The sequence below is a fragment of the Bacteroides sp. QWL-09 genome (genome assembly GCF_058683585.1).
The window spans coordinates 1,506,276-1,519,478 of record NZ_CM178748.1; the positions used below are offsets into that span (position 1 = coordinate 1,506,276).

8 protein-coding genes are annotated in these 13,203 nt (G+C 36.8%); all 8 read right to left on the reverse strand.

Features of this window, described 5'->3' with window-relative positions; all coding sequences use genetic code 11:
* Nucleotides 1-4: 4 nt before the first annotated feature.
* Nucleotides 5-1,417 (reverse strand): sialate O-acetylesterase, encoded by a 1,413-nt coding sequence (locus AC4PG5_RS05955; protein WP_492030502.1) that lies wholly within the window; start codon nucleotides 1,415-1,417, stop codon nucleotides 5-7.
* Nucleotides 1,418-1,435: 18 nt separating this feature from the next.
* A complete protein-coding gene (locus AC4PG5_RS05960) occupies nucleotides 1,436-2,830 on the reverse strand; it encodes a calcineurin-like phosphoesterase C-terminal domain-containing protein (RefSeq protein WP_492030503.1) in 1,395 nt (464 codons plus the stop codon).
* A gap of 64 nt (nucleotides 2,831-2,894) precedes the next feature.
* A complete protein-coding gene (locus AC4PG5_RS05965; protein WP_492030504.1) occupies nucleotides 2,895-4,253 on the reverse strand; it encodes an alpha amylase family protein in 1,359 nt (452 codons plus the stop codon).
* Nucleotides 4,254-4,315: 62 nt separating this feature from the next.
* The gene (locus tag AC4PG5_RS05970; protein ID WP_492030505.1) at nucleotides 4,316-5,998 is read right to left on the reverse strand and encodes a DUF5018 family protein; all 1,683 of its coding nucleotides are present in this window, start codon (nucleotides 5,996-5,998) and stop codon (nucleotides 4,316-4,318) included.
* On the reverse strand, nucleotides 5,989-7,611 hold the full coding sequence (locus AC4PG5_RS05975; RefSeq protein ID WP_492030506.1) for a RagB/SusD family nutrient uptake outer membrane protein: 1,623 nt from the start codon (nucleotides 7,609-7,611) through the stop codon (nucleotides 5,989-5,991). Before AC4PG5_RS05975 ends, AC4PG5_RS05970 begins: the two co-directional genes overlap by 10 nt.
* A gap of 11 nt (nucleotides 7,612-7,622) precedes the next feature.
* Nucleotides 7,623-10,715 carry a SusC/RagA family TonB-linked outer membrane protein gene (locus tag AC4PG5_RS05980; RefSeq protein ID WP_492030699.1) on the reverse strand — a complete coding sequence of 1,031 codons (3,093 nt, stop codon included), beginning with the start codon at nucleotides 10,713-10,715 and terminating at the stop codon, nucleotides 7,623-7,625.
* Nucleotides 10,716-10,914: 199 nt separating this feature from the next.
* Nucleotides 10,915-12,003 (reverse strand): DUF4434 domain-containing protein, encoded by a 1,089-nt coding sequence (locus AC4PG5_RS05985; RefSeq protein WP_492030507.1) that lies wholly within the window; start codon nucleotides 12,001-12,003, stop codon nucleotides 10,915-10,917.
* A gap of 10 nt (nucleotides 12,004-12,013) precedes the next feature.
* A complete protein-coding gene (locus AC4PG5_RS05990) occupies nucleotides 12,014-13,186 on the reverse strand; it encodes a n-acyl-d-glucosamine 2-epimerase (protein WP_492030508.1) in 1,173 nt (390 codons plus the stop codon).
* Between the last annotated feature and the right edge of the window lie 17 nt (nucleotides 13,187-13,203).

Here is a 13,203-nt window from a genome sequence, read left to right on the forward strand (position 1 = left end):
TATTTTACTTTAACTGAATACGAAAAGGAGCTGTAGGAAGCCCCACATTATTACATAAATTACCTTCTTTATAATTGCGGAAACAGTAGCGAATTTCTGTAGGTGCAGTAATCGAATCATTCCAAACTTCTACCCGTGATGAACCATTAATAATTCTAGCCTTTGCCGGATAAAACGAACCATCCTGACCAGCAATTTCAAAGCCTTCTATATCTTCATTTTCAGGAGTAAGTCCTTCTTCACCAAATTCAAAAGAAAGTTCCACTTTATTTGCTTTTACCTTACAAGAATGATATAATGGACCACAATAACTAATGCCCGATATTCCATAAGTTTTTGCCAATGCCCAAAAAGCAAGTCGTTGACCAATCTTCTTTTTATGCGGAGAATGGATAAACGTTTCGCTACCGGCATCTGTCGTTAGAGCCATTCCAACATTCTTAATCTCTTTCATGCTCTTCAACTGTGACTCTCTAAAAACGGCACGCGTAATCAGATCTTTACCTTCTGCCTGATAAGGTGCTATTTGCACATAATAGACTGGTAGATTAGGCGATCGAAAATCACGACGCCATTGATTGATCCACATTGGAAACAATTTGGAGTATAATTGAGGATTATCGCTGTTAGATTCTCCTTGATACCAAATGACTCCTTTTATTTTGAGATCAATCAATGGATGTATCATCGCATTGTATAAGAGTGTAGGAGTTCCGGCCGGCCACCCAAATTCCTTCTGAGAGATATCGGGAAGCTTTACATCGCAAACGTCCGATAACGTTGCCCTATCCATCCAAGCTTCTATCTTAGAAGCACTCCAAGAGGCATGAATCAAGCCGATAGGAACATCAAGCATCTTTTCAAGCATATCTCCAAAAAAATAAGCCGTAGCACTAAATTCACCCACACTAGAAGGATCATTTAGTTTCCAGCAACCCACCAAAGTATCTTGTGGCATGGTATTAAAAGCACGTTTAACTGTAAAAAGGCGAATTGGACGTTTAGGGCAGGCGGAAGTTATCGTCGACAAAGCATCAGTCACGGGTTGCCCACGAAATCCTTTCACAGGCATCTCCATATTCGATTGACCGGAACAAAGCCATACTTCTCCAATTAAGACATCACTCAACACCGTTTTTTCTTTATCTTTTAATTCGATGGTGTAAGGACCACCGGCATCCGGCGTTTGTACTTTTACACTCCAATGCCCATCGAAATCAGTTTTAACATAATAGGTTTTCTTATCCCATGATGTCTGAACCTTTATTCTAAAATTAGGAATCGCTTTACCCCATATTTTCACTGTTTCATTTCGCTGCAAAACCATTCCGTCTGAAAAGAAGGGAGGTAATACAACCTTAGCTTGCAATTCCAATGAGAAACAAAAAATAATCCAAAAACTTAACCATCGTGCCATATGCATCCATTCTTTTGATTAATTGACTTTTGATTGATAAACCCTACCAAAACGATCCGTTACCCGTATCTCTATTAAAGCTTTCTGATTCTTTATCGGTGCTCGAAACATATGCTCATTCGTCATCGGAGTGATCCACTTGAATTCTAATTTTTCTTTATCTGCACATAATTTCTTAGCTGCAAAATCATGGCCATTAATCCGAGACAAATCACCCATTAAAACTCCATTTTCAAGCCATTCAACCTTCCATTTGACATCCCAATTCCAAACATTCACGATCACGTCGTTAGGATATTCTGTATAACACCCAAGAGGATAGGCCCGAAACTGGTACTCTTTCGGATGCCCGGCACTCTTAAAAAACCAAGTCACATCATTATCATTCACCTCATAAACCCCATAACCTTGAGGAGTCCCATCTAAACAAACATCTCCTTGCCACCAAGTTCCACAGATAGCAGCTGTAATGTGTTCAAACAAACGATCTGAATGTTCTAGATTTCTATTATAATGAGTATGCCCAGAGAGAATATGAGCCCGATAAGGCTTCAATAAGCGATATAACGATTCTGCATTACTCACTCTCCCGGCAATATTAGCATTAGAATATTCAAAAGCAACCTGACCCACTTCTAGTCTAGTCGGAATATGAATAGCTACAAAAATAAGGTGGTCCTTATCAACATACGACAAATCTTTTTCCAACCAAGCCAATTGTCTTTCATCAATATAACCGGCATAGAAATAATCGCGCGACAAGTAAAACACATCATTTAACACAATATAATGGGCTTTCCCTTTATTAAAAGAATAATAAGAAGGACCAAATAACGATTCAAACTTAGTATACGAAGTTTCGTGAGAACGTCCATACAAAGTCATATCATGATTCCCCATGACTCGATAAAAAGGAATATCCAATTGATCTACAGCAGTTATATACGATTCATACAATTCTGGTTTATCTCCAACTAAATCTCCACAATCAATTCCAAACAACTCTCTTTTATTTTCCTTAGCAAACTGTTTGCAATCGCTTAAGATACGTTGATAATCATTTAAATTACCGGATTTGTATAACTGAGGATCAGCATGAACCATCACCGTGTGCTTTCGATCATCCTTCGAATTACGCTCTAATCTAAAGTTATATTTCTTGATTTGACGACGATCAATCGTTTGAAAAAACAACGGCCGACTGTCCCTCCTTTCAGGCAAATATCCAGATGGCGTTGATAAATAAACAAATGAAGCTTTTTCTGTAACGGACAACTGATAATTCCCATTTTGATCTGTTTGAGTAAAGTGAGTTCCATCGGTGACCACAACACTACCCACTCCTTCTTGACCACACATCACACGACCTTCTATCGTTAAACATTGAGCTTGTACATAAATAAATGGCATCATTAATAAAATGATACTATTTATTAGTCGAGCTTTAGTTTTAGAGTCAACCATAAAAGTCATAGGTTTATTTAATTGCAATTTGAATTCCATTTTTAGCATATTGCCATTGGTTTGCTAGTTTTAAATGAATCATGTCGAATAAGAAATATCCATCACACACATCCATACAAGCCTTTACAGAATTTACTATCGCTTGATTCTCTTGTTCTACAGTTGCTTGATTATTAGCATCCCAATTTCCAACATCAGGTCCGCCGGCTACGATTTTACAATCACCTTTTATTTTCTCTTTAGCTAAAGCACAAAAACCTTGCATCGTCCATTCCGTCGTTCCAGTAACCCTTAATGGTGAAGCATAAGCCCCAATCAACATATGATCCATCATATCGGCATATCCATATTTTTTATAATCAGGGGTAGCCCATTTATATTTGGAAGAGGTTTCAAACGCAGGACTTGCCCAATTTACACCAACTTCATAATATGTAGAATACCAACCTCCAACATAAACGCCGAACTTAATTTTAGAATTCACAGACTTCACTGCGTTACGAGCTTTTTCCATAAAGTCATGAATGACTTTAGCTCTAAATTCTAACCATTTAAGTAAATACTTAGGATAGCTCGTAGGCAACCCTGTTGAATTTATAGGTAAAATATCTTCAGGAAAGTTAGAAATAGTCACATTACCTAAATACTGTTGAAACTTCTGACGTGTATAATCCGAAAAATCACTTTGCAAATTTAAGAATCGTCCTCGATCAAGGAAGATGCCATCTAAATCATATTTAGCCAAATCGGTGATTATGCGACACAAATAATTTTGAACCTCTTCATTTACCGGATTAAAGAATTTTGTACTTTCTCCTGTATTCATCACGCTAACAATGCCTTGAGTCGTATTCATTTGTGTTGCCCATGCTTGTTTAGACTGATCACGATACAAAACACCAGTACCACCATTAATCGTATTTCCACCCGCAAATGTATTCATCCCTGCGTGTATCTTTAAACCAATCTTATGTCCCTCATCAATAAAAGCTTGAAGATAATCCCAAGTCGCAGTACGATCTATTTTAGTGTATTGCCCATTAACCCATGCATACATGAATTTCACTTGATCAACCACAGAGGTTTGAAACAACACATCGCCAGTTGTCGGACGTACATCAACAACAACATCAGTAAATCCGGCATCTTTTGCTAAAGCCAAATCTCTTGCAATATTTTCTTTACTATTCGCAAAATCAGGAAAGTTAGCAGCTGCATCAACCCAAATATAGCGAGGTTTATCTGCATTCTTTACGACCTCATCATCATTGTCATCCACCCAATAATTTTTCGAAGGACTGCTACAAGAAAAAAGGATAGATGAAATCACCCCCAATAAACAAAAAATCAATATTTTATTTTTCTTTTTCATACCTCTTCATTTAAAAAGAGACATACCCTATGTCTAAGACATAGGGTATGTCTCATCAATTACTACATATCAATACAATCGTATTGTACACAAACCACATACCCGTTTGTAAACATGAAATACACATATAAATAGTATCCATCAGCAGAAGCTTTAAATGCGACATCGCCAGTTCCGTTGGCATTCTGTTCACCTAAAGCTTTTGCTCCATATACACCAGAATCACAAACTTTAATTTTACTAGTCAATGAATTGCCATTCAAATCGTACAAATAAATACTATCATCACTTCCCCAAGTAAAGCTATTTACAGAATTATGTAATGCGTATGGATTTTTATTAAAGACAATATAATCAGCTGCATTAATAATCCAATTCGAACTAACAGCATCACTAAAGACTTTGGTCGCATTTGTCGTTCCATCATACCATGCGAATTTATATGGTGCTCCATAATAAGCAGCAAAGTAATCACTATTGATATTCTTTGGATCAGTATAAACAATATCGGCATTATTACCAAAATTGGAGATACCGGCTGCTGTAACCATCGTCGGAGTTTGAGAAACAAGACTTCCATCTGTAACTTGCCAGCGTGCAAAATTTCCTGCAGAACCATATACCGGTGCAGTAATAATGGCATTGGTCGTAATATTACCAACAACAGAGATCTTGCGCCCTAAAGCTAAAGTTGTATTATAACTTATGAATGGTTCGACAGTACCATTTACACCTGCAATCTTGTAAATATTGAATGTTGGTCCTGCATTAGGGGTCAAATTAGAAATTAGAATATTATTACCCGCATCAGCTGTAGAATAGAAGTTCACTAAACTTCCTTTGTTAGATCCTAAATCAATATTACCAACAATCGATCCGGTTTTTGCATCAAGATAAAGACTATTTTCAGCACGCGTATTGATTACTAAGAAATTGTCAACAGCAGCAATACCGGTTGTCATATTCTTAGTTGTAATACCTAGATCTACGAGTTTTTTAGCCCAAAGCAATTTCATACTGTTAGGACGAATACCCAATTCTACTTTCTCAGGAATATCTTTCTTTATCGTATACGTAGCCTTGTCTGTACCATTCTGTGCAGTAACGGTTATTGCAAATCCTTCATCATAATTCATCGCTTGTTTAGACGGATCAGGTGAAACTGTCGCTCCATGTGATAAAGTAATGTCTGCTAAAACAGAACCAATATTATCAACGCTGATTAAAGATATCTTCTTATTGTTCTCATCAATAACACCAGTAATCCCAAGTGATGGAATTTCATACTTAGTAATCGTACAAGCACTACTCTTACGGATCTCTGCAACGATCTTATATACAACCTTTTGTTTGGTCTGATCCGTTAAAGTCACATAATTCTCTTTAGAAAGATCCAAGTATAATAATGCAGGTGATAATGATACATTATCATCCAAATTAGCTTTTACTCGCATTCTAGTCAACTTATCCATAGTCATCACATTATTGGATGTTAATGGATAGTTGTATGGAATAACCACTTTTATTATGTGATTATCATAATTAATTTCACTTCCAAAAGTATTCTCATCACTATCATCATCGGGAAAAGAAGCAGTAATACTATTTATTCCGTTTCGCGAAATTGAAGGAGTCAAATCTTCCGGGCTTTGACAAGCCACTGCAAATAAAACAGTGACTGCAATTATTATAAATGACAAACAATAGTGTTTCATTGTATTCTCTTTTTTAAATTTTATTTCCATTCGTCATATTGTTCAATCAGAGAGTTATTCTTCAATTCATCATCAGGTATTGGAAGAACATATAATTTCTTCAAGAACTTACGATCTTGATAATCACAATCAATATACTCATAAGTATTGCCTGTGATTTTCATTCCATGAACGCGATAACCAGTATAAGCCGTATCTGCTAATTTCCAACGTCTCATATCCCAGAATAAATGTCCTTCATAAGCCAATTCGACTTTACGCTCATTCCTGTAATCAGTAAACCAAGCTTCACCAGTGGATGATTTAGGAGGTAAATTCACTCCAACACGTGCGCGCACTTCATTCATTGCAGATTGAGCTTCTCCTATCTTATTTAAACGAAAAGCGGCCTCTGCTTTATTTAAAAGGACCTCAGCATAGCGAATTTCCACCCATGATTGAGTACTTTTTGTACTCTTCACATCAATCAATTTCTCATCCAAAAGTTTTCTTAGAAAATAGCCAGTCGTCGTTTTTCCATATGAATATGGTTGTTCACGATAGGCCATGAATTCTCCATTTGTTCCGTTTACACTACAATCCATCACTCGCCCTTTCCAAGTGGAACCTTTGTAAATAATTGTCGCTTTAAAACGTGGCTCTAATTGATCATAAGGAGGAGGAGTTGAAGTCTTAGTATGCCAAGGTGCCCAATCCATTTTTGTTCCATCCATTTTCTCATAAGATTCAACCATCTCTTGAGTTGGCGTTCCTAACGCTCCATATTCAAAGCCATCACAAAAAGGAACATATGATTGATCAAAGTTATGGTTAGGACCCATTTTAGAATAATCAAACTCTAAAATAGCTTCTTTATTATTGCCCTTACAAGCATCATTATAGCTATCAGTTAATCCATATTGTTTAAGAGCAATCACATTATTCGCTGCATCATAAGCGTCCTGCCAACGCCCAGCATAAAGCATAGCACGAGATTTCAAGGCATAAGCCGCTCCTTTAGTGACTCTGTTTTTATGATCAGCATTCCACGTTTCCGGTAAATACTTTGCAGCAAAGTCCAAATCGCTCGCAATAAGTTCCCAGGTTTCTTCTGCACTACTCCGTGCTTTATTATTGGTGACACTCAAATCGGTATATAGAATAACCCCTCCATGTCTCTTAGCTAATTGGAAATAGACAAATGCCCTAAAAAAACGAGCTTGTGCTTCCCATACAGCATTTTTCTCTTCAGAAAAAGCTGAGTATTTTTTTTGAAGCTCCATAAACTGATTGATTCTGCGAATATTTCCATAAGCTGTACCCCAAACGCTATACAAACATCCTGCAGATGTTATAGCCTCTGGATTCATCACATAATTATTTGGATGTCCAGCTTTATGCCCCAATGCATATGAACCATATTTAAATGTTTCGGTTAAACTTTCAGTAAAGCTACCACCAAACTGGTAATCTCCAAACTGCCCATACTTATGTAGATAAGTATAAAATCCATTTATATACAGGTTAATGCTAGATTCATCTCTCCAAATAATTTCATCACTAACAGTATCGGTTTGATTTATATGATCAAGCCAATCATTACAAGATGTAAGTGTCAACATGATCGTTATTGCAGATACAAAATGATATAATATTTTTTTCATACTATTTTATTTTAAAATGACAATTTAACACCTAAAGAGAATGTTCTTTGTTGAGGATAGTATCCATTGTTAACTGCTGGGGATTCCGGATCAATATTATACTTACTTAATCCACTAAGAGTAAATAGATTATATCCTTCAACGTAAATTCTAAGACCGTCTACTCCTAATGGATTTAACAATCTCTTTGGTAAGTTGTACCCTATTTGAGCTGTTTTCATGCGCAAATAGTCTCCATTTCTATACCAGAAAGTTGAAGAATAGGCATTATTCGAACTTACGGTAACTAGAGATAAGCGAGGAAATTCAGCCCCTTTATTCTCAGGAGTCCAAGAATTCTCTACTAAATATTCCGGAGAGTTTCCACCATGGTAGAATGGTTTTGTGTAAGCCGTATTATCCATTACACCTTGAGATCCGCTAGAAGTATAAATACCCGTCAACGCGATATCGTGTCCTAGCCCCCAAGAAAATAGCACGTCAAAATCAAAACCTTTCCAATTTCCAAATAGATTCAAAGATCCCGAATGTTTTGGAGTAGAACTCTTGCCAACATATCCTCTATCTTGAGCATACGAAATCACACCATCACCATTTCTATCCACATATTTAATATATCCTGGAAGAACAGACGATCCTTGTATAGTTGCAGAATTGGCAATGTCTTCCTCACTTTGAAATAAACCTTGATCTAAAAACCCAATTTTTGCACCTATTTGTTTTCCTGTAACTTTTAAGTAATCTGGAGCATTTTCAGCATCACCAACATATTTTAGCCATCTACCATAAGAATAAGACCAAATTAGTTTCGCGCCATATGAGAAATCTCGGATACTATTATGATGTGTAAAAGTCAAATCAAATCCTTTATAATCAACTTTATTAACATTGCCTGAATTGTAATAGTATCCTCCCATAGAAGGAGCATATGAGCCTGTTACAGTTGAAATCTTATCATATTCATATTTATAAAATAAATCAAATTCAAGACCAAGCAATCCATTCCACAATGTAGCATCAAAACCAAAGTTATAATTCATACATTCAGCCCATTTCAATGTAGGATTACCTAAAACATCAGCATAAACCATACTTTGGCTCTCCCCACCGATGATTACTGCATTGTTTTGAATCTTCATCGTATTTGTCCATTGAAAAGCACTAAGGCCTAAACTTGAAGCGGTTTTACCAACTCCACCTCTAATTTTTAGATTATTAACCCAAGACCAATTAAACCACTTCTCATTATTCATTCTCCATCCTAACGATAAACCGGGCAATGTAACCCAGCGCTTATTCATTCCCCCGAACAAATAACTACCGTCACGACGGATAGAAGCTTCTAGCAAATATTTATCATCATAAGAATAATTCAGACGACCAATAAATCCACCAACACGCGTATGACCGCTATATCCACCAATAGTAGGTTGTTTCTCTTGCCCATTTCCTGTCTGATTTGTGATGTGTCCCAATTCATCAAGTTGAATAAAATCCAATCCAGAGCCAGCAGCACTTAATGCATTGCTCTTATTCTCACGGATCTCCATTAAAACCATTGCATTGACAGCATGTTTCCCGAACTTATGATCATAATAAGCACCGGTTTGAGTCGTAAAATCATAAGCTCTAGATCCAGATTCACTGAGATTTATATTATTTCCTGCAGCATCATTTCCTAAATAATAAGTCAGTTCTTTTGTATTTGCATTAGGCAAATTCATAACCATTGCTTTAAATGGAATAGACAACGATTTCGTGAAATTATAAGTTAAATCATAAGCACCTTGAAACTTAAAACTCAAGCCTTTTAACCAAGGAGCATCATATTTTAAACTAAATGTAGACTGAAAATATGCTCGATGTGATTTAGCATATCCAGACTCATTAATAGCGCCCAAGGGGTTTACAGGTGATGATGCAGTAGGAGTAGATACAAAATAAGTTTTACCATCTTTTTCCATTGTTTCAGGAGCATAAGGTAATGCACGGATAATTTGCTGAGGGACATTTAACCAATCATTAGGATTAGCAGAATAACGTGGCGCATTACGGGTCTCAACACGACCAGACACCCCCAATTCGAAAGTTAAGTTTTTAGTCAATTTTGCATCAATATTCGAACGTAAATTCAATCTATCAAAATCAAAATTATCTATATTACCCTTTTCATTGTAATAACCCAATGAAGCAAAAAAATGGACCTTCTCACCACCACCCATTGCTGAAACATTATGATGTTGCTTAAAACCAGTACCGAACACTTTATCATACCAATTTGTATTACCCCATCCATTGGTTCCGTTACGCATATTCTCAACCATTTCAGAGGTGAATACCTCAGAATCACCATCCATATTGCGGGCTTTATTATACCAATAAGCATAACCCGGGCCATCAAGCCATTTTTGTTGATTAGCATTTTGACTAATACCTGTCATGCCAGTATACGAAATCGTAAGTTTCTCATTTTTGCCTCTTTTCGTTGTTACAATAAATGCAGCACTAGCATCCAAACCATATACAGCAACCGCCGAAGCATCCTTAAGGACAGAGACCGATTCAATCTCATTTGGATCAATATTGTTAAAATCGGCAGCCGTTCTCCTAATACCATCAATAACATAAATTGCACCATCTTGACCACGCACTTTTAAAGCTGCGTCATCCGATCCGGGTTGTCCACTCGCTTGCACCGCGGAGATACCTGCGACACGTGATCCAACAATATTACTGACACTCATCGTTGGAGCTTTTAAAATATCTTTGTCAGAGACTGTTGACACTGCTCCGGTAATACTTGCACGTTTTTGCGTACCATAACCTACAACAACAACTTCATCCAAAGAAGCGACGTCATCTTTCATTGTCACATCAATTCGACTTCGACCAGCCACTTTAACTTCTTGGGGTAACATCCCAACATACGAAAAATTAAGTACATCTTTAGATGATGCATTAATAAGATAATGTCCATCCACATTGGTGATAGTCCCATTACCTGTGCCTTTCACAACGACACTCACTCCAGGCAATGGCTGCCCAGTGCCGTCAATCACTGTACCTTTCACTGCATTTTGAGCGTATCCATTGGCAGAACACATCACTAATGCAAGTAGCAAAAAATAAAACACTTTTGCTATCTGAGGCTTTAGGAGCCTCGACTTTGAATCAGTCATAAGATATTGATTTTAAGATTAATGAATTGATAAATAAAATCTTTAACTGTTTTTATTTAAAGTTTATATCAACAAATGTTATTATAGGATTTCAAAAGAGTTCAATCCTAAATTATAAAGTCCGTCAGATTTTGATTTTAAAGTGTTCACAATACCGATTGTATAAATGTCCAGCTTGCAAATAAGCAGAATTAGGACTCATAAAGTGAGAAAACTCAAAAGTGATGGCATTCTCCATACCTGCTTTACGAGCAGCCTCAAGTTTAAGTAATAATTTATCCCATTTAATCGGTAAGAAACGAATAGGCATATCTCGATCAAAAGATTCCAGATTAGTCCAACAACGCATATTATATTTATCTGCAAGAGCCTTATTGACTACGAGATAATCATATAATTCATGGTAATCGACTTGTCCATCCTGAAAAGCTAAAATATCGACTGCACCTTGAACATTACTTAAGATCTCATCCCACTCTTCTTGGTGCTCTCTCACCGATAAAGCTTTGTCGCCAGACATAACCTGATCTGTCTTAACACCGTGAATATAGGGAGAGATTAAAGTCGTCAGGTTGTTTGATACTGCTTTTGCATGCTTACCAACCTCTGCATAAATCTTAGACATATTTTTGGTTCTTCGGCTAATTTCTTGAGACAAATACCAGCCTTGGAAAGATTTGTGGTGACCATATTTAGCCCAAACCTCATCAATTAATCGCATATTCAAATCAATCTCTTTCTGAAACAATCCCTCCTGCCAATATTTGCCGGAGTCGTACATTCCAAAATAAAAATTGAGTTTATATTTATCGGCCAAAGTCAAGAACATCTCAACCAAATCCACAGGCGGATAATAGACATCTTCTGTTTTCAATAAAGATTGATAAGGAGCAGAGATCCACTTTCCTAATCCCGCACGAATCAAAACCACCGTATTGATTCCCATCTTTTTCATCGCTTTGAAATCTTGGTCCCACTCTTTTACTCCCCAGTTTTGATGAGGAATATCCCAACTTACTTCATCTAGGAATGTCGCTTTAATAGGCATCCCTTTCATTATATCAGGAGTATAGAATGAAGCGTTATCCTCCAATAAGCCTTCATTTTCATTAGAATAAAAGCTATGCTCCGGTAAAGCGAAAAGTTTATTTCCAACTAATAACGAGCAAGCCGCTAAAGCTCCTTTTAAAAAATTACGTCTTTCGTTTTTCATAGTTTATATCTCATTTCTTTTGAATTTCCTCTAAAACTTTCCAGCATTGATATAATCCTCTTGGCACATGGAAACATCCTTTCCATTTACCACCTTTCAAAGGCAACAAGACCTCCCCTTGTCTATTCAAATAGCCAAACCATTCAGGATACTGTTCGTCTTTAAAATGATTCCAGACGTAATCATGCACTTTCTCAAACCACACTAAACAATTCTCATCGCCGGTCAACTGATATCCTTTCAAAAGAGAGATTAACGTTTCAATATGAACCCACCATAGCTTTTGGTCCCATTCCAACTGCTGAGTCGGATGTCCTAGACGATCCATGAAGTAGTAGATTCCACCATACTCCTTATCCCAACCATATTCAATCATCTTTATGGTGATATCCTTAGCTTTTTCAATAAGATCCGGACGGTTCAGACGTTTTCCTAGATCCATGATAAACCACATTGCTTCGATAGAATGACCCGGATTGACCAGTCGTCCATCAAAACTATCCGATAGTTCACCGGAGTCAGTTACATTTTCAATGATAATACCTCCTAAATCTGGACGATAGAACACATCCATAACCTCATGAATACAAACTTCCATTGTTTCTTTCAAGAAATCTTCATCAAGTAAGTGCTCTATTTCCAAGGCTAGATTGCAAAGAATCATAGGCAACGCAAAGTTTTTCAACTGTCGCGTTCCCGGATAAATTTTATTCCATTTACCCTTGGGATTATCCACTTTTGATAATATGATCTCAAATGTCTTTTTAGCAATCTCCGCGTACTCTTGATTTCCGGTCGCAAGACTTAGCTGTCCAAAAGCCATGGTAGCAAAAGTGTAAGAAAAGATATTGTAAGGTTCAACCAAAGGTTTTCCTGTACGGTCTAGAGAGAAATACCAATTATATTGTCCATCGTGACCATATTTTTTTAAGAATTCTCCACCTTGAATGGCACAATCCAGCCATTCTTTCCGCTTCTCGACTTGATTATAAAGCATTGAGAACATCCAAACTTCTCGCCCTTGAAGCCATATAAACTTATCGGTATCAAAGACTTCTCCTTGACGATCTAAACAAGTAAAATAACCTCCAAACTCTTTATCTTGAGAATTTTCAAGCCAAAAGGGAAGGACATTTTGAAATAATTCATCCCGGTATTGTTCTGATAACTTTTTTAAATCCATATTTGTGTTAAATTAAT

What these genes read in the sequence shown, in the direction of transcription:
- AC4PG5_RS05990 (WP_492030508.1), bottom strand. Translation starts at nt 13,186, where the DNA reads ATGGATTTAAAAAAGTTATCAGAACAATACCGGGATGAATTATTTCAA.
- AC4PG5_RS05970 (WP_492030505.1), bottom strand. Translation starts at nt 5,998, where the DNA reads ATGGAAATAAAATTTAAAAAAGAGAATACAATGAAACACTATTGTTTG.
- AC4PG5_RS05955 (WP_492030502.1), bottom strand. Translation starts at nt 1,417, where the DNA reads ATGGCACGATGGTTAAGTTTTTGGATTATTTTTTGTTTCTCATTGGAA.
- AC4PG5_RS05965 (WP_492030504.1), bottom strand. Translation starts at nt 4,253, where the DNA reads ATGAAAAAGAAAAATAAAATATTGATTTTTTGTTTATTGGGGGTGATT.
- AC4PG5_RS05975 (WP_492030506.1), bottom strand. Translation starts at nt 7,611, where the DNA reads ATGAAAAAAATATTATATCATTTTGTATCTGCAATAACGATCATGTTG.
- AC4PG5_RS05980 (WP_492030699.1), bottom strand. Translation starts at nt 10,715, where the DNA reads ATGTGTTCTGCCAATGGATACGCTCAAAATGCAGTGAAAGGTACAGTG.
- AC4PG5_RS05985 (WP_492030507.1), bottom strand. Translation starts at nt 12,003, where the DNA reads ATGAAAAACGAAAGACGTAATTTTTTAAAAGGAGCTTTAGCGGCTTGC.
- AC4PG5_RS05960 (WP_492030503.1), bottom strand. Translation starts at nt 2,830, where the DNA reads ATGATGCCATTTATTTATGTACAAGCTCAATGTTTAACGATAGAAGGT.